This is a genomic window from Merdimonas faecis (genome assembly GCF_001754075.1).
GTDB classification, from domain to species: domain Bacteria; phylum Bacillota; class Clostridia; order Lachnospirales; family Lachnospiraceae; genus Merdimonas; species Merdimonas faecis.
Window position 1 is genome coordinate 77,819 of sequence record NZ_MIEH01000014.1, and the last position, 25,531, is coordinate 103,349.

Genomic DNA, 25,531 nt, shown 5'->3' on the forward strand with positions numbered 1-25,531 from the left:
GATTTAGATGGCTGTATACAAGGACAACGCTACGGGGACGTGGCGGGTAATCTACCGCTTTACCAACTGGAAAGGAGAGAGGAAACAGACACAAAAGAGGGGCTTTGCAACCAAAAGGGAAGCGCAGGCGTGGGAACATGAAGCAATGCTCAAACAGGGTGCAAAGCTGGATATGACTTTCGGCAGTTTCTTTGAAGTGTACGAAGCCGACAAGAAGCAGCGTGTCAAGGAAAGCACTTGGGAGTCCAAAAGCCATGTGATACGGACAAAGATTTTACCATACTTTGAAAACCGCAAAATCGCAGAGATTGAAGCAAAGGACGTGATAGCGTGGCAGAATGAGTTAATGGCTTACCGGGACGAGAAAGGCAAGCCCTATTCCGCAGATTATTTGAGGACGATACACGCACAACTGACGGCGATATTCAACCATGCGGTAAACTTTTATAACCTGCCCTACAATCCGGCAAGACGGGCAGGGACGATTGGGAGCGAAGCCGTTAAGGAAATGGACTTTTGGACGAAAGAAGAATACTTGAAATTCTCCGAAGCCATGATGGATAAGCCCCGTTCCTATTATGCGTTTGAAATGCTTTACTGGTGCGGTATGCGTTCCGGCGAACTGCTTGCGCTCACGCCTGCTGATATTGATTTTGAGAAGCAGACAGTCACAATCAGCAAGACTTTCCACCGTTCCAAAGGGCGTGACATTATCACAAGCCCAAAGACGAAAAAAAGCAACCGCACAATCAAAATGCCGCCGTTTCTGTGTGAGGAAATGCAGGAGTACATCAAAATGCTTTATGACATCAAGCCGGACGAACGTTTATTTACGGTCACAAAATCCTACCTCAATCACGAAATGGAGCGAGGGGCGAAGCAGGCGGGCGTTAAGAAAATCCGTGTCCACGATATTCGCCATAGTGCGGTTTCGCTGTTAATCAACATGGGATTTTCGGTACTGGCGATTGGGGAGCGCATGGGGCATGAAGCAGAGAAAATCACTTACCGTTACGCCCACCTGTTCCCTACGGTGCAGACGGAAATGGCGGAGAAATTGGAAATGGAGAGAATGACAAAGGAGGACTAAGAACATGGAAAAATCACTTGATTACAAGGGAAGATGGCGCAATCATACGGTGGCGTTCCGGGTATCTGATGAAGAAGCAAAGCTACTGAATGATTTGGTGGCTTTGTCGGGACTGACAAAGCAGGATTATATTACAAGGCGGCTCTTATGCCGGGACGTTGTGGTGCAGGGCAATCCGAGGGTGTATAAGGCACTGAAAAATCAAATGTCGGCAATTTATGAGGAATTGAAGCACATGGAAAGCGTAAGCCCGGACAATGACGAACTGCTCTACACATTACAGGTAATCGCAATCACGTTAGACGGTCTGAAAGGGGAAGATGAATGACAGAAAAAAGAAAAACGACTGCTCCCGTATCATCTGTTGGCGCAGATGGGGAACAGCCGAACAATAAAAACCACAAAAAAATTATAGCAAATGAAAACGTAAAAAACAATCTGCAAGCCACAAATTGCCCGAAGAAATCCGGGCAGGGCGGCGGGCTTCAAACGGTTTCCATGACAGAACTGTATGATACGGTTTACCCGCCGAGAACGCCTGTTGTGGACGGCTTCCTGTATGGCGGCACTTATCTCTTTGTAGGTGCGCCGAAAGTGGGGAAATCGTTCTTTATGGGGCAGCTTGCCTATCATGTGGCAATGGGGCTTCCGCTGTGGAATTATCCCGTCCGAAAAGGGACGGTATTATACCTTGCACTGGAAGATGATTATGCAAGGCTTCAGCGGCGGCTGTCCGTCATGTTTGGCGTGGAGTGTGCGGACAATTTATATTTCGCAACGCAGGCAAAGACACTGAACGAGGGACTGGACGGAGAATTAGAGGGCTTTATAAAGGAGCATAAGGACGCAAGGCTGATTATCATTGACACGCTCCAAAAAGTGCGTGAGGTCGGCGGGGACAGGTACAGTTATTCCAGTGACTATGAGATTGTGACAAAGCTGAAATCATTCAGCGATAAATATGGGGTCTGCTTGTTGGTGGTTCATCATACCCGCAAGTTGGAGTCCGAGGACAGTTTTGATATGATTTCCGGCACAAACGGACTTCTCGGTGCGGCAGACGGGGCGTTTATCATGCACAAGAAAAAGCGTACGGACAATACGGCGGTCATGGACATTGTGGGTCGTGACCAGCCCGATCAAGAATTAACAATCGAATTTGACCGGGAACAATGTATTTGGAAATTTCAGAAAGCGGAAACGGAATTGTGGAAACAGCCGCCCAATCCATTACTTGAAGCAATCAACGAATTTCTGACAGAGGAGATGCAGGAGTGGGAGGGGACTGCAACGGAACTTCTGAAACAGTTGCCGGATATGCAGTTGTCGGCGAATGTGCTTTCTCGGAAATTAAATGTAGTCAACAGCCAGTTGCTTAATGAGTATGGCATTTTCTACGACAATAAGCGGGGGCATGAGAGAAAAATCATTCTGAAACGGCTAGAGCAAAAAGAGTAAGGTGCGACGATATGCGTCGGTTGCGACGGTATTTTTGATAGCGGGGCGGTATAGAAAATATCGACGCTATCGACGCAAACCGACGCATGGGGGAGCAGTAAAGCGGCGGGTAGCCGTCCACCGTCCGCAGGACGGAAAGCCCCCGGCAGGGCGCAAAGGCACTTTTGATAGAGCGTAGCCTGTCGAAAGTGCTTTTGCGTTACTTTCGGGAAAGTAACAAAGCCGAAGCGAAGAAACTTCGCTTTGCGCCTTAGTCGGCGCAGTAAAATCAGTATATAGAATGTGGAGGATATGCCTATTGGAAAGAACGATTAGCGGTATGATGGGGAAAGGTTCAGTCAATCACAATACAAGAGCCTTTACAGCTAAAAATGTAGATAAGGAACGTAGTCGGGATAACGTGGAATTTTGCCACTCGGATATAAAAGAAGTTTACCACAATCTTTTTGATGATGCACTGGAACGCTACAACGCAAAGCAGAAACGGAGTGACCGAAAGATTGACGATTACTATGAGAAGATACGCCGGGGAAAGCAGGAGAAATTATTTTATGAGGTAATCTTCCAAATCGGCAACAAGGACGATATGAACGTACAGAGCAATGAGGGACAGTTGGCGAAAGAAATTTTATGTGAGTTTATGGAGCAGTTTCAGAAAAGAAATCCGAACTTATATGTTTTTTCAAGTCACTTGCATATGGACGAACAGACACCGCATATTCACATTGATTTTGTTCCTTTTATCCGTAACAGTAAGCGTGGACTTGATACGAGAGTTTCCCTCAAAGGCGCACTGTCAGAGCAGGGCTTTAAAGGCGGCACAAGGGGAATGACGGAATGGAATGAATGGATTGAAGCGGAGAAGCAGGAACTTTCAAAAGTCATGGGACATTATGGCGTACAATGGAAGCAGTTAGGCACACATAACAAGCATTTGTCTGTACTCGACTTTGAGAAGCAGGAACGGCAGAAAGAAGTTGCGGAACTGGAACAGACGATTTCCGGCAGTAAAGAGGAATTATCTAATATTCTTCATCAGCAGATAGCGGCAGGACAGGAAACGGAGCAGATACGGAAAGAGGGTGAAGCAATCCGACAGGAAGTATCTGAACTTACCGCAACAAATCATCTGTTGAAAGAGCAGACGGAAACGCTGACTGAGGATAAAGAAAAGCTGTTATCCGAAAATGAAAAATTGGAGAAACAGCAGAAAAAGTTACAGCAGGAACTTAACAAAATGGTACAGTCAAAAGAAGTCATGGAGAGAAATATACACGCCTATGACGAAGATGTGAAATGGCAGTTGGCAGAGCCGGGGGCATTTATGAGCGCAAAAGCATACAGGGATAAAAAGGCTTTACCGCTTGTGGAGAAATTGAAAGAAGTGGTAAAAAATCTGACTATCAAGTGCGTACAGCTTACGGAGCAGGGCAGGAAGTTGACCGCCAAAGTGGACGGGCAACAAAAGCAGATTAGTCGCTTGACGAATAAGGTCATGGAGCAGAGCGACACCATAGACCGATTGCAGGAAAAAGCGGTTGATTTTGGGCGTTTGGAGCGTCATTTCGGCAGGGAACAGGTGCAGTTGATAGTAGAGCGGGCAAAGGCATTAGAACAGGCAGAAATGGCAAAGAAACGCCCGAAACATGCCTTTGAAATGAGCCGATAGGAAAGTGAGGATTGATAGGATATGACCGATATGGAAAAGAAAGTTATGATACGGCTGTGTGCTAAAATCGTAGCAGATACAGACCTTTACGAAACGGACAAGGAGGTGCAAAATCTGATAGACTGGGTATGTTTGTCGGAGCAGATAAAGGAAAACAATAATACAATCCGTAATCTGACCGGGGAATATAAAAAGATAGAGCCGGATTGTCGGGAGGGAGTGCGGGCGCAGTTGGAACGCATGAAAGAACTGTGCAAAGAGCGCAATAATCTGTATGAGAAGCAGAATGACTTGAAAGGGCAGAAGTGGAAGATTGAGAAATCCTTGGAACGATAAGAAATGTGGGGCGTGGCGGTTGCTATGCCCTATATTTTTGTGGAAAATAAAAGAAACAGGTGATATAATCAAAATGTTAAATGATAAATTGCAGAAAGGGAGAATTAAAAGAATGTTAGACCGGAATTGTTGGAGGCTATTATGAAACTTACTAACAAACAACCATTATTCATTGTCACCGGGGCTTCCTGTGTTGGAAAATCAACGCTTTGTAATGAAATGTTGATTAACGAAAAAGAGTATATTGTAATGGAAAGTGACTTATTGTGGAATGACATCTACAATACACCAGAGGATGATTATTTCGAGTATAATCGTTTATGGTTAAGGGTATGCGGCAATATCGCACAAGCTGGAAAACCTGTTGTGCTATGTGGCTGCAGAGTGCCCAAACAACTTGAAAATTTACCGGAAAGAGAATTGTTTACCCATACTTATTATCTTGCCGTTGTCTGTGATGATGTTGTTTTGGTTGAAAGAATGCGTAAAGGACGCGGGGTAAGTGATGATGAGTGGATTAGAAACTCTATGGATTTTAATAAATGGCTGAAGCAACAGGCAAGCGAAAATGCTCCATATCCTATAACATTACTGGATACTTCTGACATTTCGCCTATACAGGCAGCCTTAAGGGTTAATAATTGGGTTATGGAAAAAATCCTATGATTGATTTATGGAGAATGGGGGAAAGAAAAATGCAGGAAGCAAAAGTATTCACTAAAAACAACATATTTCAAAAATTCGAGGTGCTGAAAACAAATCGAAATAAACGTTACAGATACCATGAATTTTTTGTTGAAGGTGTCCGCAGCCTTAACGAGGCAGTGAGGAATAACTGGAAAATCAAATCATTTGTTTATGATAAAAACAATCTTTCCGATTGGGCGAAGGATATGATAAATAAGGTAAATACAGACATGAATTATTGTCTGACGCCGGAGCTTATGAAAGAATTGAGTGGAAAAGAGGACACTTCAGAGTTGATGGCGGTAATCGAAATGCGGGAGGATGAACTTGAGCAGGTCACGCTTTCCGAGAAGCCTTTTATTGTCTTATTTGACCGCCCTTCAAACAGGGGAAATCTTGGCACTATGATACGATCTTGTGATGCGCTTGGGGTGGACATGCTCATCATCACGGGTCATGCGGTAGATTTATATGATACGGACGTGGTGGTCTCGGCCATGGGGTCGTTTTTTAAACTGCCTGTTATCAGAATTTCCGATAACAAGGCATTATTTGAATATATTGATAAATTGAAAAAAAGATATACTGATTTTACTACAATAGGAACTACGGCTCATAATGAAGATCCTGTTTACTCCATAAATCTGACTTCTCCGCTTATGTTGATGATGGGAAATGAAACCATGGGATTAAACAAAACGCTAAAGGAGTATTGTGATTTGCTCTGTACGATACCGATGTCCGAGAACTCATACGCCACATCATTTAATGTAAGCTGCGCCGCTTCGATACTGATGTATGAAATAACAAGGCAGAGAGGAATAAAAATCAAAGGGACTCTTTAGAAGCTATCATGTTACATCTGCTCCATAGCTCGTCTTTATAAGCAAATGCGTTCTTGATTAATTAGTGGCAGAATGCGTTATTAAGACTTTATAATTAAAATGGCGGGGAGTGACAAGTTGACTGTTTATGATATATACATACATGGTGCTAGCACCATGTAATAAGGTGATTAAGGAAAAATTTTGCTTTTGGTGCGTGTGCAAAATTTCAAAAAATGGATTGCTAATTTGTAGGGATTTGCTATAATAAATGCGTGGCAACATTTTGGCAACAGAAAATCAGCAAGCCATAATAAATGATGTAATTGATGTAAAAATGGGCGTGTATTTGCATAAAACTTAAACAAATATAGTTAAAAACAACAAAGAACACGCCGAGTTCGAATAGACACCACATCGCTGGGAAGCCTTATTTTACAGGCTTTCCAGAGATTTTTCTCTTTTGTTGGCTACAAATTGGCTACACCTGCCATTTGACTACCATTCGGAACTGTCGTTCCGTTCATCACATTTTCAAGCTGAGCAGCTACTTCTGCCTGCTTATTCGGATACAGATGACTGTAAGTATTTAAGGTCGTCTGTATTTTTTCATGTCCGAGCCGGTCTGCGATCAGAAGAGGCTGGCATCCCATTTCGATCAGAAGACTCGCATGGGAGTGGCGGAGATCGTGTACCCGGATTTTTTTAACTCCTGACTTCTTACATCCACGGAGCATTTCATGGTTCAGAAAACTTTTGGTGTAAGGAAACAGTCTGTCATCCGGCTGGATATCATAGCACTTATTCATATACTCTTTCAGACAGTTAGCAAGGGTTTGTGGAATGGTAACAACCCGATTGCTTTTTGGCGTCTTTGGCGGCCAGATCACATCCCTGCCGTTGATACGCTGAAAGGTCTTATTAATCGTGATTGTATGGCCTACCAGATCCACATCTGCAGGTGTTAATGCACATAACTCTCCTACACGCATTCCGGTATAATATAGAGTCATAAATGCGGTATAGGAGGCTGGTTTATCCTGTACTGCCACTATAAACTGCTCAAATTCTGCTTTTGTCCAGAAGTTCATTTCTTCCGCATGACTTTTTCCCATACTTCCGGCTTTGGTACATGGATTCTCATGCAGATCATAATATTTCACTGCATAATTGAACATAGCCGTCAGCTGGTTGTTGATCGCTTTTAAATAAGTCTGAGAATAAGGTTTTCCATTTTCATCCCGATAGGCAGTTAAGCTGTTCTGCCATTTGCGGATATCTTTCGGCGTAATCTCGTTGATAGGGATCTTTCCGAATACCGGAAGAATCTTTTTGTCCACCATATAATGCTTACTGATGATGGTAGACTCTTTCAGCCGGTGGCTCATATCTTCAAAATACAGTTCTACGAAATCCTGAAACAGCATTCCCATATCGGCTGTTGCTTTATTCAGAAAATCCCGTTCCCATTCTAAAGCTTCTTTTTTGGTTGCAAACCCACGTTTCTTTTTATGGATGACTTTTCCGGTGTAATCCTTGACACGGATCTGGGACATCCATTTTCCTGAAGTATCCTTTGTTACTGACAAATCTGATCATTCCTTTCTTAGAGTTATGAAAACCCTATGTTGGGAGATTATTCGCCAGAAAGCAGAGCAGCTCTTCCTTTTATACGCTCGTCCTCATCAAGTTCTTCTAATTCAGACATTTCTACACCCTGTGAAGCATAATAAGCCAGTGTCTTATCTTTCCACGCCTCATAGGCAGATTTTGACATGCCGTATTCTTTGAAAGATTCTCGATTGTTTTCCCATTCTTCCAGGAAAAGACATATATCCGCATTCAGATCAGCTGCTTTATCTTTTCCGTCAAAGGTAATGGAGCACTGCCAGCCGTCATGATGAGGCGGTCTTTTTGTCTCAATAGAAAAATGAAGTCCTGTTATTTTTTCAATCTGAAACAGGCATTCCATTACATCTGAAAGGCTGTCAAATTTAAAATCGCCGGTCTGATGCCCCAGAAGATAGGTGGAAGTAGTATCCAGCACTTTGGCAAGTTCATTGACCATAGCAATAGATACATCAATTTCTCCGCTTTCGTATTTCTGAATGGTGCGAAGTGACTTTCCTAAAAGATCTGCTAACTCTTTCTGGTTATAACCTCGTTTTTTTCGGAGAGTTTTAATACGTTCTCCAATCGTTGAAATTTCCATATCGTTCATTATTTATTCACCTCATGGATAATATAACATGAAATAATACGAATTGCAAGTGCGTATTATTTAAAATATAAGTTGACAAATATGAATATTAGCCGTATGATATAAATACGAATTAAAAGTGCATATAAAAGACGTGTATAGTGATTTGATATGAATGTTAGGCGTATCTTTATTGCACAGAACAATAGATATCAATCAAAGGAGGGAACAAGATGCAGATTAAGGTTTCTTATATTACTGCAAACGAGATTATGGAGATTCTCGGAATTGGCAGAAGTAAGGCATATGACATTGTAAGGGAAATGAATCAGGAACTGGAAAATGCCGGATATAACGTAATCAAGGGAAAAGTTCCAGTCAGATATTTTCAGAAAAAATATTATGGATGTGAGATGAAGGTAGAATGAGTATTTTTCAAAGTGTTAAGGTATCTGTGACTGCCAGGCAGGCTGCTGAGCAGTATGGGGTGAAAGTAAACAGAAATGGAATGGTGTGCTGTCCTTTTCATAAGGACAGGCATCCCAGCATGAAAGTGGAAAAAGGATTCTACTGTTTTGCTTGCGGTGCAAAGGGAGATGTAATCACGTTTACGGGCAAATTATTTGGAATGTCTCCTTATGAGGCGACAAAAAAGCTGATCACTGATTTTAATCTTCCAATCCCATTGAAGGAACAAAAGTCTGTTCAGAACAAATCCCGGGACAGAGAAGGTAAAAAGGTACAAAGTCGGTATCATTTTTCGGTAAAAAGCAAGGTTAAAACCTGGAAAAATCATGCCGTAAAGGTTTTGACGGACTATCTTTCGTGGATTCGGTTCTGGAAACAGTTTTACGGATCCGAGCCGGAGCCTTTTGAGCAGGAATGCTTTGTGGAGGCACTGGATAATGAGAGGAAGATCAATGATTATCTGGATATCCTTTTGACCGGTGACGGAGAGGAAATAGCGGAATTTTTCATTTATAAACGGAAGGAGGTGGAGAAGATTGAGCAGCGAATGGAAGAATATCAGCGAGGAGTCCTGGAAGAAATTAGAGAATATTGTAGAGCAGGAAATGCTGACACCGGAAGAAATCCGGGACAATCTGGAAGTAACGGAGAAAGGCCGGATCCGGCAGTCTATCCAGAATTGCAAATACGTGTTGGAACATGATCCATGTCTGAGGGGAGCTGTCTGCAGGAATGAGATGACCTGTCAGATTGATATTAAGAAAAAAGTGCCCTGGAAGAGGCGGGGCGTACAGATGACGGATACGGATATGAACAACCTGTCTCTCTATCTGGAAAAAAATTACGGATTAACCAGTGATCGGGTGATCGCAAAAGCGATAGATATTGTAGCCAACGATAACAGTTTCCATCCGATCATTGATCTGCTGGAAAGTCTGAAGTGGGACGGCAGACCCCGTATTGCAGGGATGCTGACTCATTTCTTCGGGGCGGAAAATCCAGAATATTCAGGAGAGGTTATGAAGATGCACATGCTGGCAGCCATAAGCCGCCTGTATGAACCCGGAAAGAAGTACGATATCATGCTCTGTCTAGTTGGCGGTCAGGGGACAGGAAAATCTACTTTTTTCAAATATCTGGCAATTCAGGATGAATGGTTCACGGATGATGTGAAACGGCTGGATGACAAGAAAGTTTACGAATATCTGCAGGGGCATTGGATTGTGGAAATGTCGGAAATGAACGCAGTAGCGAATGCCAAAAGCATTGAGGAGACTAAATCTTTCCTGAGCAGACAGAAGGACACTTATAGGATTCCCTACGAAAGAAGAGCGGAAGACAGATACCGTCAATGCGTGTTTTGCGGTACTTCAAACGATCTTGCTTTCCTACCCTTTGACCGGACGGGCAATCGACGGTTTGGACCGGTAAAGGTCTGTCCGGAGAAAGCAGAGACTACGATATATCGAGATGAAAAAGGCTCCAGAGAATATATCATACAGGCGTGGGCAGAGGCAATGGAAATTTACCGAAGCGGGGAATTTCTCCTGACCTTCTCTCCGGATATGGAAGACTATGTGAAATCTCTGCAGAAGGACTTTATGCCGGAAGATACACAGACCGGGATGATCCAGGCTTTCCTGGACAATTACGAAGAGGATTATGTCTGCTCTACTATCATCTATCAGGAAGTGTTTCATCAGGAAGGCATTGTCCCTAAATGGCAGTCCAAAGAGATCGGGGATCTGATGGACAATGAGATTATCGGATGGGAAAAACACGGGACTCATCGGTTCCCGGGAGGAATTGGGATCCAGCGATCATGGAAACGAATTCGATCTCAAAAGGACAAGGACGGATTTGTAAAAATCAGTGATGATACAGAACTGCCCTTTGAATAAAAGATAACTTTTAAAATGTTTTGAGTCTTGTTTACAGGACTTTGTTTACAAAAAATGTAAACAAGAAAATGTAAACAGGAAGAAAAAAACTTTGAAAGTTAAAAACAAAAGAATGAAATAAGGCCCGGATACGGGCAGAAAGAAAAAGGCGGATACGCCAGAAATTGAGCCCTCGGCGATTGAGAGCGAAATACACCCATCGCACAAACTTCGTTTATGCTCTGTGTATTTCGCTCTGCGAGGCTGATGCCGGTCACGGCAATAAGTTCGTAAACAGGTACCTATGCACCTACTCACAGGAAAGAATGCAGCTATTAAAAAGAAGGGGGAAATGCCTATCGCAAGAAATTCATTTATACAGATGTCAAAGCTTACAAATGTCAAGGGAAGAATTACATACATCAGCAGTAGAGCAAAACAGGAAAATCTGTATGCTGTTTATGAAACGACCGAACGACAGTTTTGGAGAGAGCTTGCAAAGTACAATCAAGAAGAATTCAGAAAAAGCGGAACAGAGGGAAAATGCATTGAAGCGAGAGAACTGACTATAGCACTTCCTGAAAGTTTTGTAGAGTATGATCCGTATCATCTTCTGAAATTATTTACAGAACATTTCAAGAAGAATTACGAGGTGGAATGTATTTCTGCATTGCATCATAATAAGAGAAAAACGAACTATCACATTCACCTGATTTTTTCAGAATGTCAATTATTAAAAGAGCCGATTATAAAGATTGCGTCCAGAAATATGTTTTATGATGAAACGGGAAAACATGTTAGAACGAAAAAAGAGATTCTCGGTGAGTCTGGGGAAATAAGAACCGGTTGTCATATAATTAAAAAGGGTGAAGTATATGAAAAAAAGATCTTTACCAAAAAGGATGAAAGGTTTAAAAGCGAAAGATTTTTGGATGAAGTAAAGCATTCTTTTACAGATCTTATGAATGTATATGTTGGTAATGATGAAGAAAAGTTAAATGTTTTTCAGCATGGCAGTGTTTATCTTCCTACGAAAAAAATCGGTAAGAACAACCCTAAGGAAGCAGAAATCCGGGCAGATAATGCAATCAGGCAGGAATGGAACCGGGCGGTCGATGTGGCTCTGGTGGAAGGAGTACCGGAAGAAAAGATTTTAAAAATCAAAAAAGAAGAGATTTCAACTAAAATAGCACAGTCTATATCTCGTCAGGGATTCCAACCAAGAGCGTTTCGAGAGATACTGCTGGCAGCACTACAGATCTTGCGGGAATATATAAGAAAACTAAGGATTCCATCAAAACCGAAGTTGGGAATTGACATGAAAGAATTTTATGAAATGGAAAACTTGAAAAGCAAGTTGGATCAAAAGCTAAGAGGAATACGCCAGGCAGAACAAGTAGAACTTCCAAGATTAGAAAAGGATCTGAAAGATATTACCGGATTTTTCAAAGGAAAAGAGAAAAAAGAAGCGCAGAACAAAATTGATCAATGTAAAGAGAGAATAAGAAAACAGAAGGATGAACTCCATATTCTTGTTAAAAAGAGCGGTTATCCAAATGTTCAGAAATTTATGGATGGATACCGTACAGCGTATAAGATCGTGGAGCAATATAAGAAAGAACTGGAGGCCTGGAAACAGAAGACCGGACAAAATGATATTCAGCCTGACAAGAAAAAGAGTGTTCTGGAGCGATTAAAAGAAAATGAAAAACGTGTGAAAGAAAGAGAACGACCAAAATCCTTAAACAAACAGAAAAAACATGATTGGTTGGATCGGTAATAAAAAGTATTTATGCAGATAATAATCCCAGGCGACAGAAGAAAACTTGTTGTCTGGGATTATTTGTCGTGTGTCAGTCCGTTGAAAATAGTGTTGAAATCTGTATGGAAAATTTCCGCAAGTGCAATCAGTTCGCTGATACGGATATTGTAAGTTCCGGCCTCAATCTGGGAATAAACACTTCTGGATGTAGGAAGATTACGCAGCTGCAACTGTGCTACGACTTGCTCCTGAGTAAGATTGGCGGTATTTCTTAGTTTGCGAAGATTATCTCCGATGGAAATATCATTAATTTGCTTTAGTTTTTGAGCCATAAAGATTTCACCTCTTTCCATTTACACGAATTCCTTGCCATTGATTTTAGTATAAAATTTTCATATAATTGCAATGTATAGATTGCAAACAAAGAGGATGTAATATAATGGAAAAGAAGAGAAAGATAAGAAGAAAATGGAAGATGGTTGTAGCTATAGTGCTTGTACTTGCAGTAATGATAGGAATCGGTCTGGAGGGGGAAGAAAGGAGAGTTGAAGGAGAACCAGATGTAATCAGTAGTATGATTGTGAACAATGAACAGTATCTGACCGTTGTGGCGAATCGTAATGAAATAGAAAATGAAGAAGAGTTTAAGAAACTGCTGATTAGAATGTATGAAGAGAATTCTTTTCATTCTGTTAAGTTTTCAAGGGATTTGATTGTTCCAGAAAAGGTTTATATGAAGGTATATCGGTGGAGGGGGGATGTTAAAAAAGAGGAACCACCATTACGAATAATATATTGTCCATGTGAAGGTTTAAATGTATGGGAAGATTGAATTTCACTGTACTTTTAATATATAATATAAATGGCAAATAAAGGAGAAAAAGTAATCTCGTTTGTTAGAAAGGAAAATGAGGGATGATTTTAGTTTTAGTAATAATTATATTAATTGTAGCGGTTAGTATTATTTTAGAGCAGAAATATAAGCAATTGGAAACGGAAGTATTAAAAGAATTAGGATTTCCAAATTGGAATATTATTTCTTATTTTGATGAGTATGTAACCGTAAAAAGTCGTCAGACATTAGAAAAGTATGATGATATAAAGTTTTTTAAGGAAAACAGAGAAAAACTTGTGAGAGCAGAAAATATCATCAAAAGAAAAAATAATGTGGCAACAACTTTAAAGCGATTTCTTGAGAATAATGAATATAAATCTCGTTTACAGTATAATCGTCTTACAAAACAAATAGATGTAGTTTTGAAAAATGCGGGGGCTTATAGGATTAATGTTAATTACATATCTTCGGCTGGAAACAATTTGGGAAGGAAAGAAATCGCTATAAATCAATATGGCATAGACAGATTTAAGAAAGATCCATCCTTGCTTATGAGCAAGGGAGAATATAATAAGTACTTAAAAGAGCAGCAAAAAGAAGCTTTAAACCAGAAACATCACGAATACTACGAAAATGTAAATAATATCATAGATTATGCGAATGAGAATAGAGATTCTTTGATTATTAAAGGAAGTCAAGAACAGTTAGATAGTTTGATTGCACAGTTGTTCGATAGAACAGTTAACAGTATCAAGAAAATTAAAACTATTGATAGTGAAGAGTGGAATATCATTGGCGATTTCATGGCCCATCTTAAGAGCGAAATAGAAAAAATAGTAGGGATGAATCAGAAAATACTTGAGTATTACGAATCTCCTAGTTTTTTTAAGATTAAAGAAACTTGTGAAGTATTGATGAGTACACAGCGAGAATTTAATGAATATATCACTGAGAAAGCACAGTCCATCTCTAAACTTTTTGGTACTAGAGTGGTTCGTAATGAAACCATCAATAACGATGAATACAATTATATTCGCCCGTATAAAAAGACAATCACGCCATTTACCGCAGAGGTTTCTGCAACAGTATTTTCAAGTGCAGAGAATAATCCTTTGGAATATGTGGTAAAGTACTTCTATCCCAATAAAAAGTTATATCCTGAGCAAATCCAGAAGTTGCATCGGCTTGTAGAAGAACTTGAAACATTAAGAGATGCAAAGCAAATTATTGAAAACTATAAAGTAGAGTATCAACAGTACCTTGGTGATGTTCCAGATTATATTATGGAGAATGATGAATCCGGGTTCTATTCAAGGCTTGGATTTGCTAATGTTGATGAGAGCGTACTGACTGTAGAATATAAGTTTGCCTACACTTCTGGAGGTGGAATGGCACAAAGGTCATTTACAGTTCCAATGACAGAAGAAAATATTGTAGAACTTATAAAGGTGTTGGAAAGCAAACTTACTGCAAAAGCCTTTGCTAAAGAGCAGCGAGCTTTGATGACCAAGAAGCTACGAGAATATATCAAAAAACGTGATAACTTTACTTGTTGTAACTGTGGTAATTCTACTTATAAGGAACCGAATCTTCTGCTTGAGATAGACCATATCATTCCAGTAGCAAAAGGAGGATATACGGAGGAGGATAATCTCCAGACGTTGTGCTGGAAATGTAATAGGGCAAAGAGCGATAAAATTTTAAGCTGATAATGAATAGGTGATGGAGAAAAGTATTTATGTGTTAATTGTGTAAGGAGGAATGGTAGTTTTTTGATACGAGTGAAATTGTAAATTAGAATGGCAAATAAGAATTATGATTGTATGAGTAGAGGAGAAAAGTATGTACAAATATTATTTAGGAGCTTTTGGAAATAGAAGCTTTCTTAGACCCCAGTTTGAAATTTTAGAAAATAATGGTTTGAGAATTATTGGTGATGATAGGTGGGAAGAATTTCCAAATGGTGGAACAGTATCTCTTTCTTTTTTATCTGATAAAGATATTGATAGTATAAAAAATAGAATTGTTAAATTCAAAATTGATTTAAATAAAGATTTCCATCCTGGATACGCCAGTTTTAACGACAATAGCAATAAATATCAGATAAGTCTGACAAATCTTATTGAGCTAGATAGAGATGAAATTATTGAGATAGTGAATTTGGATTGTACGATTGAAGAGTTTTTGAATGATAGAGTAAAAAGAAAATTGAAAATAAACCACAAACCAAATCAACTGGTTTTGTTAAAGCATGGGCAAGAGTGTTTTGGGCCGTTTGAATGTATTTCTACATTAGAGGAGCTTTTTTATAATGTTACAATATTTGTTAATAGTGAAAGTGTTAATCGATATAAGTATTCTGATTTAGAACGTATTATATTTGATGCGACTTTTTCAATTAGAAGAAGTGATCAAATGCAGTTTATATATAATATTGAGAGCCTTAATAAGATTGAACCTGTTGGACAAATTGAATATTATGATAATGAAGAATTGGCGGATTATTTGAAAAATATTTTAGATCAGTCTGAAGCAATAAAAAATGTTTCTGAGTTGAGGGAGGATTTTTTGAAAATCATAGACAGATTTTCGGATGAAGGGAATCTGAGTGATAAAAAAATAGAGAGAATTTGTAGTTTACTTCAGACAGCGGAAGAGCTTAGTGATTGTAAAGTTCGGATTACAGAAGAATATTTTAAAAATAATCCAAATGCACAAGTAGATAAAGAGACCTATTTAAATAGCCATGAAGAATTATTGGATAAAATGGCACGTGATGATGTGCGTTATGAAGAAAAAAAGCAAGAGTTTTTAGCGCAGTTAGAACAACTTCAAAATAAAGAAAGTGAATTAAAAGCGGAACTTGAGAATAGTAAAAAGAAGTTAAGTGATCAGCAAGCAGAATTAAAAAAACTGGGTGAGCTTGCTATTTCTGAAAAACGGAAAGAAATTGAAGATATGATGTCTTCAAAACGTAGTGAGCTTGAGCAAGTAAAAGAAGATTATGATAAGGCGATGGCAGAATATAAGAGACTAGATGGTGCAAGAGAATTATTTAGAATCGAAGTAAAAAAATTAAAAGAAGAACGAGATAGTATTAGCAATGACATTAACTCCAAGATTACACAATGGGCTTCAGATAACAGGAATTCTGAAATTATTAGTTTACTTGTGTCTCAATTGGAAATGCCAGAATCAGATTTAGAGGTGGTAATGCCTAAAAGATTGGAAAATGTTAACAATAATCTCGAAGCAGGCGATGTTATTGCTTTATTGTATAAAAAATTGACAGATGCAGGTAGAAGTGTAACTAAAGATGATTCTTGCAACTACTTGATAAGTGTTGTTCAAAATTATATTACTGTATTTGCAGGAGAGCCTGGAACTGGCAAGACATCTATGTGCAAATTATTAGCTAAGGCTTTAGGGATATATGATACTAGATTTGCTGAAATATTAGTGGAAAGAGGATGGACTTCATCAAAAGATTTAGTTGGATATTATAATCCATTGACGAAGGAAATTGAAAAAACTCAGCCAGCATTTTCAGCTTGCATGGAAAGATTGAGTTTGGAAAATCAGAATGATATTGTGGAGGCTCCATACTTTGTATTGCTTGATGAAGCAAATTTAAGTCCGATAGAATTTTATTGGTCAAAGTTTAATTATTTTTGTGATAATCCACAGCATCAAGTGGTGGAATATTCTAATGGCGATAAGTATGAATTTGGTTCAGAACTTAAGTTTTTAGCTACAATTAATTATGATCAAACAACAAATGATTTGTCACCAAGATTTTTGGATAGAGCTTGGGTGATTTCTATGAATCCGATTGCAGTGGATAATATGGTTGGAAATATGATAGATGATACAATGGTTGAAAATAATAATACTATTGTTTCGCTGAGAGCATTACAAAATATGTTTGGGTGGGAGAATTACAAAGAAAAGAAAATGAATCCGGTCACCAAGACAAGAATTGATTTAATAGTCGATAAAATGAAAGAGGGTGGGCATAGAATAAGTGCACGTAGTTTACATGCAATCAGTCATTATTATCTTGTTGCAGAAGAATATATGTCATCAAAAGAAGTTGCATTGGATTTTGCAATTTCACAAAAAATTTTGCCATGTATTAATGGGAATGGCAAGGCATATGGAGAGTTTTTAAAAGGATTAATGAGCATATGTAAAGAAAATCAGTTGAGCAGAAGTGCTAGTATTCTCTCTAACATAATTGAAAGATCCGAACACGAATTTTATGGATTTTTCAGCTTGTAAAATAGGGAGATTGTTAATATGAAATTATGCGTAGTAAAGCCAGATGGTTATATTGCAGAAATTCCATTGAATGAAAAGCAGCCTTCTTTTGATAATGTTAACAATGAGTTATTATTATTTGAAAACTATCGATATAAGCTTATTATACGTGGTATTGATGCAATAGATAATGTTGAATTATTTGTTGGGGATTATTCAGTTCCATTGATTTTTAATGAAAATACAGGATGCTTGGAAAGTGGAAAGGAATTGGTTTTTGGTGGATGCTTTGATTTAGCTTATGTTAGTGTATACATAGAAAATGATGAAGGGTCAGAAAAGTTGCTTTATACAGATTTTCTTCGTATAGCAACTACGAAGCAGACAGCAAAACAAGTATCCCAAATGCTTAATGAGATTGAAGAAGCACTCCCCAATTTTTTGGATGTATGTTTCAGTCGAAATAGAAAAAAATCTGGGATAATAAAGAACGATGTAAGGTCGATATGGAATACTATTAAAATATTAGATGATATTATAAATATATATGAAACAAATTATGGATGCTTTGTAAACCATAAAAAAACATCTGTGGAGCAAGTTGCAACAATTGCAGATATAAAAGCAATGCGCGAAATAGGTCAAGAAAGCTTGCAGTGGATAGTATGTAATCCAGATAATCTTGTTCAAACTGATAAAACTTCAGGAATTAGTTTGAATGGGAAAAGCTATATCCCATCAAAAATAAAAACATATTTGTCTCAATATTCTTATGATGTTTATGAAAACAGAATGATTCTTGGATTTTTACAAACAGTAATAAACTATATTGAAGATCAAATTGTCGGTTTTAGCAATGAAATTGCAGAACTAGAAAATATTCCAGAGAGCATTGTTATTCAGCTCCCAAATACTCATGAACTTACCGGAAGATGTGTATACATCTATTATAAGGGAGTGGTTGAAAAATTAATCGATAGAAAAGAAAGATTAGTGGAAATATATTATAAGTATGAAAAAACATTAGAATGCCGGGCTGACATTTTATATGGTATTCCCAAATTAACAAACACGTTTAAACAGGTATTTCATTATCGTGTATGTTATGAATGTATGGTTAAATGGTTTGAAGCAGGAGATTATTCTTTTGATCATTTGGATTATTTGTTTAAATTAAAAACATTAAGTCGTATATTTGAGTATTTTTGTTTAATTAAGCTACAATCGGCAATTATATTATGCGGATATTCGATTAAAGAAACAAATAAAATTATTTATGATATGGAAGATGATACCGAAGAAATTAATAATCAATATATTTTCACAGGGGGTAATTATGAATTAACATTGTTTTATGAACCATCTGTTTGGGTTGATAAAATAAATGAAGAAATGGGGCTTTATTCTACTGGATATAACTTTTCTAAGGGAAAGTGGAATAATCGATGGAAGCCAGATTTTATATTGAAAATAAAAGGGGAAGCTAGTGAATATTATTATATATTAGATGCTAAATATTCCAATTATCAAAATGTTAAGAAAATATATATGCCAGAATTAGTTTTGAAATATGGTACTCAGATTGCGTCTAAGGATAAATTCTTTTCAGAGGTTGTTGGCGTTTGTGCAATATATCCGGGAGAAAATGATAACATCCATTATTATAAAAAGAATAGCATTAATTCTCAAAAAACGTCGTTACCCCAATATTTTTCTATGACTGTAATGGGACAGGATAGTGGTAATGTAGCACTTTCGGCACGGATAGAAAAAATGCTAGAAAATGTCGATTATATAGAGCGGGATCAAGGGTGTTTAGAAAAGGATACTAGTACTATGCCACATACATTTTTGGATGGTAATAATGTGAAAGAAATTGCTACTACTGTTTCAGTAACTGGAGATGGCAAAAATCAGAATAAATTCCATGATGAGGCGGAAAATTATAATGAAAATATGGGTGCTGTTGCGGAAAATAATTATGTGACAAATAAAGGCATTAAAGTTAACGGGAAAAAATGCTTCTATTATGGAAAAGGTATGTGTATGTGCCAGAGAAGTAGGTGTATTGTTTCTGAAGGAGAATGTGAATTCTATATTTCTAAGAGTGGAAAAGAGTTGTTTAAAGACGAAGATACCTGTAGAAATTTTATTAGATACATGAAAAAGGGGAAAGTATCAAGAGTAGAATGTTCAATATCTGGAATGCCAGGTTGTGTTGGAACAGATAATTGTAGATTTTATTTGAGAAAAAATAAAAGTAAAACATAGTGCCTTATAGTTAATGGTATATTGATGTAGTCAATTATTTGTTTGATTATTATTAAAAAGTGAATGTGCAATCAAGGGTGGTGAGGTATCGTGAGTTAGTAACATGGTGGTAACAATACACCACTTAGTTTCTTGATTTACAAGGATTTACAGTAATCCAAATGTCAATCTTGGTTACCAAAGAGAAAACTTGAAAGCCACCGGATGAAACTTAGTTAGAGTTAAAAAATCCGGTGGCGATGAATAAGATGATTCAAGGTGAATAAACATAGTGGCTACATTTTGGCTACAAAAATATTATGGACGAAACGAATCATGCATATAAAATAACATAAAATAGACGAAATACGAATCCATAATACATATTATCTATAACCGTACAAATATAAAAGTGGAGTTCGAATAGGAAAATATTTCTATAACATTAAAACCTTACCGATTTTCAGAAATATAGCTGAAAGCCGGTAAGGTTTTTACGTTAATAATGAGCAAAACAGACATGATCCCGAATAATCGTATAAAAATAATTCAAATAAAATGTATAGAGTATAACTATAGCAGAACACCCGAGGAAGCAGAAAAAGGCACAATTTATAAAAATACAATGTGGATGTTGCGCCAATTATGATGGCCGTTGCGTGACTCTGGCTGTTTTTGACCTCATAGTTTAGCATTATGCTGCTCTGCTTGCATGTCTCTGGATTGCCCTGTATACTGTCATCAGTATACAGAAAGAAAAAGGGTTCCAGAGCACCCTCCGTAGCAAGTTGTGTACTCTGAAACCCTGGCATTAAAACCATGGTTATTGTATCAGATTACACGTTCACTTACAATCATGAAAATGATATTTTTTGTTGAGAGCAGCGCCATATCCTACTGCCCGGTCTGTGGGGAACCGCTTTCCTATCGGGATTCCTGTGTCAGGATCATGCGTCTGGAGGGCGGAATGAAGCGAAGATTCCTGATCCGGAGGCTGAAATGCAGCAACTGCGGCAGACTCCATCGGGAACTCCCAGACTGTCTGGTCCCATACAAACACTATGCTTCCGAAGTGATCTCCGGTGTACTGGATGGGATCGTCTCACCAGACGATGAGGATTCCGCAGATTTTCCCTGCGAAATGACAATGCGCCGCTGGCACTGCTGGCTGGAAGCCAACCGGCTCAGGATAGACGGATACCTGAAATCAACAGGATACCGTCTGCTGGGATTCTCCACAGAACTTCTGGGATCCCGGGTGTCGCTGCTCGATAAGCTGCGAAGTTCACGTCCGGAATGGCTGGAAACACTGCTCCGGTTCCTTTATAATTCCGGAGGTTTTCTTGTCCACGTTTAACATTCCTGCTTTGCACCGACTTTGTTTTGCTGTCACCACTGCCCTGTGGTACCCTCCCTGCAAAGGAGGTTATACCAATGAAAACAAACGAAACTATAAAGTGGCAGGAAGAACAGGCACTGCGGCGGTACCAGCTGATCGCGCCCCTGTTGGATGAATCGTTGGACAATGCAAAACGGATCCAGATGCGGGAGGCGATCGCAGAACAGAACGGACTGTCCCCGCGAACCCTGTACCGCTATGAGGCGGCTTACAGAAAGGGCGGATTCCCCGGACTGAAGCCACAGGACCGGGAAACGAAACGCTCCCCGAAGCTCCCGGAAAACTTCGATGAGCTTTTGAAACAGGCAATCCAGCTGAAGCGGGAAGTCCCAAAACGCTCGGTCCGTCAGATCATCTATATCCTGGAACTGGAGGGGCGCGTAGCCCCGGGAGTCCTGAAGCGCTCCACGATGGAGCGTTATCTCTACAAAGCCGGATTCGGTGTCCGGCAGATGCAGATGTACAACGATGCTCGGAAAAGTTCTGCAAAACGGTTCTGCAAACCGCACCGGATGATGCTGATCCAGGGCGACATTAAATACGGCATAAAGCTTCCCATCGGCAGGAATGGGGCTATGGTCCAGACTTATCTCTCTTCCGCGATCGATGACCATTCCCGGTATGTGATCCAGTCTGAATTCTATGCCAGCCAGGAAGAATCCATTGTGGAGGATACTTTCCGGAAAGTGGTCCTCAAAGCCGGAAAATTTGATGCCTGTTACTTTGATAACGGATCACAGTACATAGCAAAACAGCTGAAACTCTCCCTGGGGAAACTTGGGATCACAATCCGCCATGCGCCCAGGGCGAGTGGAAAATCGAAAGGCAAATGTGAAAAATTCCATCAGGTTGTAGATTCGTACCTGAGGGAAGCAAAAGCGCATCAGATCCGGACACTGGAACAGCTGAACCAGTACTGGGAGATCTTCCTCGAAGAGTACTACCACAAGAAGCCCCATGAAGGGATCCGTGAGTACTACGAAAGCCTGGGCAGCCCCGTTCCCGCCCAGGGGATCACACCAATGCAGGAATGGGGAAGGGACAGCCGTCCCCTGACATTCCTGGATACCGGCGTAGTCGCAGAAGCTTTTCTCCATCACGAGACCCGTCTGGTAGACAAAGGCGCGTGCATCAGCTTCCAGGGCAGAAAATATGAGACAAAACCTTCCCTGATCGGCTGCAAAGTGGAGATTTCCTACGACCCGATGTCTCCGGAAGTGGTCAGGGTATCCTATCCGGGGATCACGCCTTTTGAGGCAGAACCGGTAAAGATCGGGGAATTCTGCTCCAAAACTCCGGCGCTGCCGGTCTCCATGCAGGAACAGGAAACGGAAGCTTCCCGGTTCCTTTCTGCGTTGGAGAAGAAACATGCAAAGAGCAGACAGCAGGTAGCTGACGCGATCTCCTTCGGCCAGTACAGGAAGGATGGTGGCAGCGATGTATGAAACATTTTTCCAGATGGATCACACTCCCTTTTCAAGGGCCACACCGGTTGCCGACCTTTATGAGTCGCCTGCCATGTCGGATACCCTGGGGAGACTCGCCTATGCGGCAGACCGCCAGCTTTTTGCGGTAGTCACTGCGGACGCGGGCTGCGGGAAATCCACGCTCATCCGCCGGTTTGTGACCAGCCTGCCAAAAGAGGAATACCTGTTCCTGTATCTGTCGGATTCCAAACTGACCCCGCGGTGGTTCTATAAAGGGATGCTGGATCAGCTGGGGATCGAGTCAAAGTTTTACCGCGGTGACGCGAAGCGGCAGCTCCAGAAGGAAGTGGAGATCATCCGCGGCGTCCAGAAGAAGAAAGTGGTCTGCATCCTGGATGAGGCCCATCTTCTGGAGAAGGAGACCATTGAGGAATTCCGCTTTCTGCTGAATTACCGCTTTGATTCTATCAGCCCGATGGCGCTTGTCCTTGTCGGGCAGACGGAACTGTGGGATAAACTCCGGATGCAGCGGTATGCTGCTGTCCGGCAGAGGATCGATATCAACTGTGTCCTTCCCCATCTGGACCGTGCGGAAACCGAACGGTACATCCAGTCACATCTGGCTTATGCCGGCGGCAGGCAGGACATCTTCACAGACAAAGCGCTGGATGATATCTATAAGGAGTCCACCGGGATCCCACGCCGGATCAACCGGATCTGTGAAAAGAGCCTGATGTATGCCAGCCAGCAGGGAAAACGCCTGATCGATGAACATCTCGTGCGCTATATCATTGAACATGAAATGCTGGGAGGTGACACACGCCAATGATCACATTTACCTGTAAAGGAAAAGGATGTTCTCCCCGGCAGTGGGAAGGCAGTCTTGAGATCCTGCAGAGAGGAAACCCGTGTGAGGCAGAACTCTGTGCCAGGGGAAGCCGCTTCCACCTGATCGTAGGAAAGCATTCCTACGGGAACTATCTCTGTATTCCCAACTGGGATGTTGGTACAGAACTCTCATCACTGACAGATCTCTTCTGGAATGAGGAACGCCTCCGGCATTACAGCCGAATGAAAAAGGCAGATGCCTGTACCATCGTCTCGGCGCTTAAAGTGCTGGCAGAGCATGGATGTATGAACTAATTCCTTCCGTGATGGGGCGGATAGATCCGCCCCATCAAAGGAAACATTCCATGACAGATATCCTGGTAATCTCATGTCAGCATGACAGAGCGAGATCATGACAGCCCAGGAGAGCATTAACACTCTGGCAGACATACCTCCTAAAATGAGAGTATAAAACGAGGAGGTTTTAGTTATGAAATCTATGAGAAAAAGTAGAAAGTATATCTTGGGGATAGGTACCATTGGATTATTTGGTATGGCTGGCTTATTATTAGTGCCAGTTGCAATATGCATTGTGAAAATAATAAATCGCTATCCCAAAATGTTCGGGTGGATTTTCCTGACTGTTTGTGCTTTTATATGTATATATGGAGTCCTATTTAAACGGGAATGGGATATGAGTTTCGTCCTAATAATGTGTATTGGAGTTATTATTGCTATTAGCAGTATTCTGGATACTAACAGCAGATAGTGGAGGGTGTATGGAAATTTCGGAAATGATAAAAGAAGCGAGAATAAAAAAGGGAATGACACAGCAAGAATTAGCAAATTCTGTATATGTTACCAGACAGACTATTTCGAAATGGGAGTTGGGAAAAAGCATACCTGATGAGGCATCATTAAGGCTGTTGTGCCAATGTTTAGAGATTGATAATCAAGAGAGGAATATATTTAAGAAATTTGCTGCTGATAAGCAGCCGTTATTGCTGATTATTCTGGCAGTTGTGTTTTCTCCGGCAGTAATAGGAATCCGCTATTGTTTATTTAAAATGGGAAAACTTGAAGACAAAAAATTCAAAATCATGATTCAGGGTATCGGGTTTGTAGTTTTTGCGCTTTATCTCAGAACTTTGAAAGATAGTGTGGCTTATATTTTGATCCTTATGACGTCTATTTGCTATATCATTTATCAATATTATCTGCTTGGCCTGGAAAGAAAAGTTGAGTAAAGAGAAGGTTATAAGTCTAAAGGCATGAACGGAAAGGAGTACAGACGGCGGTTCTGACTGGTTCGATTATGGTTTTAAAAACTGACACGAATATGAGGAGTTGTGAGAAACGAGAATGATAAAATTAATAAAAGTATAGAAAAACAGTCGGCTCAAACTATCCGGTGAGGAGCCTGAATAAAAGAATATTTCAATGAAGAAGAAAAGGAGAATCAAAATGATCGAAGTGGAAGTAAAGCTGCAGGTCGCGGATCTCGATACGATTAAGGGAAAGCTTTTAAAAATGGGATTTAGAGAGACCGCGTTTATTGAAGAATGTGATACATATTTTGACAATCGGCAGGGAGATATAAGAGCCAATGGTGAGGCCCTGCGGGTGCGTGAAACGAAAGACCATCTGACAGGGGAAAGCCGGGCACAGATCAACTTCAAAGGAAAGAAACTGGACACTTGTACGATGACCCGGGAGGAACTGGAAACCGGTGTAGAGAATGGAGAAATCTGCAGGAATATTCTGCAGGTGATCGGATATGCTCCGGCAGAGCCTGAAGTGATCAAAGATCGGACAATGATGCAGAAAGAGTCCATAACCGCCTGTCTGGACAATGTACGTGGACTTGGCGGATTTCTGGAGCTTGAGATTCTGGCTGACAGCGAAGAAAAGAAAGATGCAGCACTTAGGGGGATAGAAAATATTCTGAACAGTCTTGGATATCAGATTTCGGATACCGTGCGGATGTCCTATTTGTCTATGCTTCGAAAGAACAAATAACTGCTACTTTTACCGGGTGATGTAGCCCAAACTCCCGACACTTACATATATTATAAAGAACGCTAAACTAATAAAGGTATACACAGATACGAAAGAATATGTTACCTCATCATTAGAAACACATTTATTTTTTATATAA

Annotated in this window: 26 protein-coding genes; 23 read left to right on the forward strand and 3 right to left on the reverse strand. The window is 40.1% G+C overall.

The annotated features are described in order from the left end of the window. The first annotated feature begins 7 nt into the window (after nt 1-7). The 8 genes from BKD12_RS06220 (at nt 8) to BKD12_RS06250 (ending at nt 6,085) form a co-directional block, all read left to right on the forward strand. On the forward strand, nt 8-1,090 hold the full coding sequence (locus BKD12_RS06220) for a site-specific integrase (protein ID WP_016302463.1): 1,083 nt from the start codon (nt 8-10) through the stop codon (nt 1,088-1,090). A gap of 4 nt (nt 1,091-1,094) precedes the next feature. After that, entirely contained in the window at nt 1,095-1,418 is a 324-nt protein-coding gene (locus BKD12_RS06225) for a plasmid mobilization protein (RefSeq protein ID WP_070088450.1), read from the forward strand. Beyond that, nucleotides 1,415-2,548, forward strand: a complete 1,134-nt coding sequence (locus BKD12_RS06230; RefSeq protein WP_070088451.1) for an AAA family ATPase — start codon at nt 1,415-1,417, stop codon at nt 2,546-2,548. The genes BKD12_RS06225 and BKD12_RS06230 overlap by 4 nt, the downstream gene beginning before the upstream one ends. A gap of 1 nt (nt 2,549) precedes the next feature. After that, a complete protein-coding gene (locus BKD12_RS16885) occupies nt 2,550-2,726 on the forward strand; it encodes a hypothetical protein (protein WP_172516886.1) in 177 nt (58 codons plus the stop codon). A 141-nt stretch (nt 2,727-2,867) separates the two neighbouring features. Then, nucleotides 2,868-4,217, forward strand: a complete 1,350-nt coding sequence (locus BKD12_RS06235; RefSeq protein WP_070088538.1) for a plasmid recombination protein — start codon at nt 2,868-2,870, stop codon at nt 4,215-4,217. Between the two features lie 21 nt (nt 4,218-4,238). Then, nucleotides 4,239-4,553, forward strand: a complete 315-nt coding sequence (locus tag BKD12_RS06240) for a hypothetical protein (RefSeq protein WP_173829266.1) — start codon at nt 4,239-4,241, stop codon at nt 4,551-4,553. A 141-nt stretch (nt 4,554-4,694) separates the two neighbouring features. After that, the gene (locus BKD12_RS06245) at nt 4,695-5,219 is read left to right on the forward strand and encodes a DEAD/DEAH box helicase family protein (RefSeq protein ID WP_083262859.1); all 525 of its coding nucleotides are present in this window, start codon (nt 4,695-4,697) and stop codon (nt 5,217-5,219) included. Next, the gene (locus BKD12_RS06250) at nt 5,216-6,085 is read left to right on the forward strand and encodes a TrmH family RNA methyltransferase (RefSeq protein WP_083262860.1); all 870 of its coding nucleotides are present in this window, start codon (nt 5,216-5,218) and stop codon (nt 6,083-6,085) included. Before BKD12_RS06245 ends, BKD12_RS06250 begins: the two co-directional genes overlap by 4 nt. Nucleotides 6,086-6,534: 449 nt before the next feature. Here BKD12_RS06250 and BKD12_RS06255 read toward each other — a convergent pair whose 3' ends face one another. Together BKD12_RS06255 and BKD12_RS06260 are read right to left on the reverse strand one after the other, a co-directional pair. Next, nucleotides 6,535-7,653: a site-specific integrase gene (locus BKD12_RS06255; protein WP_083262861.1), complete on the reverse strand. Its 1,119-nt coding sequence runs from the start codon at nt 7,651-7,653 to the stop codon at nt 6,535-6,537. 47 nt (nt 7,654-7,700) lie between these two features. Beyond that, nucleotides 7,701-8,285 (reverse strand): helix-turn-helix domain-containing protein, encoded by a 585-nt coding sequence (locus BKD12_RS06260; RefSeq protein WP_070088453.1) that lies wholly within the window; start codon nt 8,283-8,285, stop codon nt 7,701-7,703. Nucleotides 8,286-8,497: 212 nt separating this feature from the next. On the opposite strand from BKD12_RS06260, the gene BKD12_RS06265 reads away from it, so the two are divergent. The 4 genes from BKD12_RS06265 to BKD12_RS06280 all read left to right on the forward strand — a co-directional run bounded on the left by BKD12_RS06265 (nt 8,498) and on the right by BKD12_RS06280 (nt 12,392). After that, nucleotides 8,498-8,692: a YNR034W-A-like family protein gene (locus BKD12_RS06265; RefSeq protein WP_070088454.1), complete on the forward strand. Its 195-nt coding sequence runs from the start codon at nt 8,498-8,500 to the stop codon at nt 8,690-8,692. Then, nucleotides 8,689-9,435 (forward strand): CHC2 zinc finger domain-containing protein, encoded by a 747-nt coding sequence (locus BKD12_RS06270; RefSeq protein ID WP_070088455.1) that lies wholly within the window; start codon nt 8,689-8,691, stop codon nt 9,433-9,435. The genes BKD12_RS06265 and BKD12_RS06270 overlap by 4 nt, the downstream gene beginning before the upstream one ends. Continuing rightward, nucleotides 9,338-10,633, forward strand: a complete 1,296-nt coding sequence (locus tag BKD12_RS06275) for a virulence-associated E family protein (RefSeq protein ID WP_070088456.1) — start codon at nt 9,338-9,340, stop codon at nt 10,631-10,633. Before BKD12_RS06270 ends, BKD12_RS06275 begins: the two co-directional genes overlap by 98 nt. A 331-nt stretch (nt 10,634-10,964) precedes the next feature. Beyond that, on the forward strand, nt 10,965-12,392 hold the full coding sequence (locus BKD12_RS06280) for a MobA/MobL family protein (RefSeq protein WP_334293016.1): 1,428 nt from the start codon (nt 10,965-10,967) through the stop codon (nt 12,390-12,392). Nucleotides 12,393-12,451: 59 nt separating this feature from the next. Here BKD12_RS06280 and BKD12_RS06285 read toward each other — a convergent pair whose 3' ends face one another. Further along, nucleotides 12,452-12,706 carry a helix-turn-helix domain-containing protein gene (locus BKD12_RS06285; RefSeq protein ID WP_070088543.1) on the reverse strand — a complete coding sequence of 85 codons (255 nt, stop codon included), beginning with the start codon at nt 12,704-12,706 and terminating at the stop codon, nt 12,452-12,454. Nucleotides 12,707-12,813: 107 nt separating this feature from the next. Here BKD12_RS06285 and BKD12_RS06290 point away from each other — a divergent pair, with 107 nt between their 5' ends. From BKD12_RS06290 to cyaB, 11 genes are all read left to right on the forward strand, one after another. After that, on the forward strand, nt 12,814-13,206 hold the full coding sequence (locus tag BKD12_RS06290; RefSeq protein WP_083262862.1) for a hypothetical protein: 393 nt from the start codon (nt 12,814-12,816) through the stop codon (nt 13,204-13,206). 83 nt (nt 13,207-13,289) lie between these two features. Next, nucleotides 13,290-14,918 (forward strand): HNH endonuclease, encoded by a 1,629-nt coding sequence (locus BKD12_RS17205; RefSeq protein ID WP_070088457.1) that lies wholly within the window; start codon nt 13,290-13,292, stop codon nt 14,916-14,918. A gap of 133 nt (nt 14,919-15,051) precedes the next feature. Then, a complete protein-coding gene (locus BKD12_RS06300; protein ID WP_070088458.1) occupies nt 15,052-17,490 on the forward strand; it encodes a DUF8727 domain-containing protein in 2,439 nt (812 codons plus the stop codon). A gap of 18 nt (nt 17,491-17,508) precedes the next feature. Then, on the forward strand, nt 17,509-19,740 hold the full coding sequence (locus BKD12_RS06305) for a nuclease domain-containing protein (RefSeq protein WP_070088459.1): 2,232 nt from the start codon (nt 17,509-17,511) through the stop codon (nt 19,738-19,740). 835 nt (nt 19,741-20,575) lie between these two features. After that, entirely contained in the window at nt 20,576-21,076 is a 501-nt protein-coding gene (locus BKD12_RS16890) for a DUF6431 domain-containing protein (RefSeq protein ID WP_176730930.1), read from the forward strand. 77 nt (nt 21,077-21,153) lie between these two features. Next, a complete protein-coding gene (locus tag BKD12_RS06315) occupies nt 21,154-22,563 on the forward strand; it encodes a Mu transposase C-terminal domain-containing protein (protein WP_070088460.1) in 1,410 nt (469 codons plus the stop codon). Further along, a complete protein-coding gene (locus tag BKD12_RS06320; RefSeq protein WP_070088461.1) occupies nt 22,556-23,374 on the forward strand; it encodes an ExeA family protein in 819 nt (272 codons plus the stop codon). The genes BKD12_RS06315 and BKD12_RS06320 overlap by 8 nt, the downstream gene beginning before the upstream one ends. Further along, the gene (locus BKD12_RS06325) at nt 23,371-23,688 is read left to right on the forward strand and encodes a DUF6618 family protein (RefSeq protein ID WP_242872723.1); all 318 of its coding nucleotides are present in this window, start codon (nt 23,371-23,373) and stop codon (nt 23,686-23,688) included. Before BKD12_RS06320 ends, BKD12_RS06325 begins: the two co-directional genes overlap by 4 nt. A gap of 175 nt (nt 23,689-23,863) precedes the next feature. Beyond that, nucleotides 23,864-24,142: a hypothetical protein gene (locus BKD12_RS06330; RefSeq protein ID WP_070088462.1), complete on the forward strand. Its 279-nt coding sequence runs from the start codon at nt 23,864-23,866 to the stop codon at nt 24,140-24,142. A 10-nt stretch (nt 24,143-24,152) separates the two neighbouring features. Next, nucleotides 24,153-24,620 carry a helix-turn-helix domain-containing protein gene (locus BKD12_RS06335; RefSeq protein WP_070088463.1) on the forward strand — a complete coding sequence of 156 codons (468 nt, stop codon included), beginning with the start codon at nt 24,153-24,155 and terminating at the stop codon, nt 24,618-24,620. A gap of 217 nt (nt 24,621-24,837) precedes the next feature. Next, entirely contained in the window at nt 24,838-25,392 is a 555-nt protein-coding gene (gene cyaB / locus BKD12_RS06340) for a class IV adenylate cyclase (protein WP_070088464.1), read from the forward strand. Nucleotides 25,393-25,531 lie beyond the last annotated feature (139 nt).

Coding starts and splice junctions, on each gene's coding strand:
- BKD12_RS06220 (WP_016302463.1), top strand. CDS start 8: ATGGCTGTATACAAGGACAACGCTACGGGGACGTGGCGGGTAATCTAC.
- BKD12_RS06225 (WP_070088450.1), top strand. CDS start 1,095: ATGGAAAAATCACTTGATTACAAGGGAAGATGGCGCAATCATACGGTG.
- BKD12_RS06230 (WP_070088451.1), top strand. CDS start 1,415: ATGACAGAAAAAAGAAAAACGACTGCTCCCGTATCATCTGTTGGCGCA.
- BKD12_RS06235 (WP_070088538.1), top strand. CDS start 2,868: ATGATGGGGAAAGGTTCAGTCAATCACAATACAAGAGCCTTTACAGCT.
- BKD12_RS06240 (WP_173829266.1), top strand. CDS start 4,239: ATGACCGATATGGAAAAGAAAGTTATGATACGGCTGTGTGCTAAAATC.
- BKD12_RS06245 (WP_083262859.1), top strand. CDS start 4,695: ATGAAACTTACTAACAAACAACCATTATTCATTGTCACCGGGGCTTCC.
- BKD12_RS06250 (WP_083262860.1), top strand. CDS start 5,216: ATGATTGATTTATGGAGAATGGGGGAAAGAAAAATGCAGGAAGCAAAA.
- BKD12_RS06260 (WP_070088453.1), bottom strand. CDS start 8,285: ATGAACGATATGGAAATTTCAACGATTGGAGAACGTATTAAAACTCTC.
- BKD12_RS06265 (WP_070088454.1), top strand. CDS start 8,498: ATGCAGATTAAGGTTTCTTATATTACTGCAAACGAGATTATGGAGATT.
- BKD12_RS06270 (WP_070088455.1), top strand. CDS start 8,689: ATGAGTATTTTTCAAAGTGTTAAGGTATCTGTGACTGCCAGGCAGGCT.
- BKD12_RS06275 (WP_070088456.1), top strand. CDS start 9,338: ATGCTGACACCGGAAGAAATCCGGGACAATCTGGAAGTAACGGAGAAA.
- BKD12_RS06280 (WP_334293016.1), top strand. CDS start 10,965: ATGCCTATCGCAAGAAATTCATTTATACAGATGTCAAAGCTTACAAAT.
- BKD12_RS06285 (WP_070088543.1), bottom strand. CDS start 12,706: ATGGCTCAAAAACTAAAGCAAATTAATGATATTTCCATCGGAGATAAT.
- BKD12_RS06290 (WP_083262862.1), top strand. CDS start 12,814: ATGGAAAAGAAGAGAAAGATAAGAAGAAAATGGAAGATGGTTGTAGCT.
- BKD12_RS17205 (WP_070088457.1), top strand. CDS start 13,290: ATGATTTTAGTTTTAGTAATAATTATATTAATTGTAGCGGTTAGTATT.
- BKD12_RS06300 (WP_070088458.1), top strand. CDS start 15,052: ATGTACAAATATTATTTAGGAGCTTTTGGAAATAGAAGCTTTCTTAGA.
- BKD12_RS06305 (WP_070088459.1), top strand. CDS start 17,509: ATGAAATTATGCGTAGTAAAGCCAGATGGTTATATTGCAGAAATTCCA.
- BKD12_RS16890 (WP_176730930.1), top strand. CDS start 20,576: ATGAAAATGATATTTTTTGTTGAGAGCAGCGCCATATCCTACTGCCCG.
- BKD12_RS06315 (WP_070088460.1), top strand. CDS start 21,154: ATGAAAACAAACGAAACTATAAAGTGGCAGGAAGAACAGGCACTGCGG.
- BKD12_RS06320 (WP_070088461.1), top strand. CDS start 22,556: ATGTATGAAACATTTTTCCAGATGGATCACACTCCCTTTTCAAGGGCC.
- BKD12_RS06325 (WP_242872723.1), top strand. CDS start 23,371: ATGATCACATTTACCTGTAAAGGAAAAGGATGTTCTCCCCGGCAGTGG.
- BKD12_RS06330 (WP_070088462.1), top strand. CDS start 23,864: ATGAAATCTATGAGAAAAAGTAGAAAGTATATCTTGGGGATAGGTACC.
- BKD12_RS06335 (WP_070088463.1), top strand. CDS start 24,153: ATGGAAATTTCGGAAATGATAAAAGAAGCGAGAATAAAAAAGGGAATG.
- cyaB (WP_070088464.1), top strand. CDS start 24,838: ATGATCGAAGTGGAAGTAAAGCTGCAGGTCGCGGATCTCGATACGATT.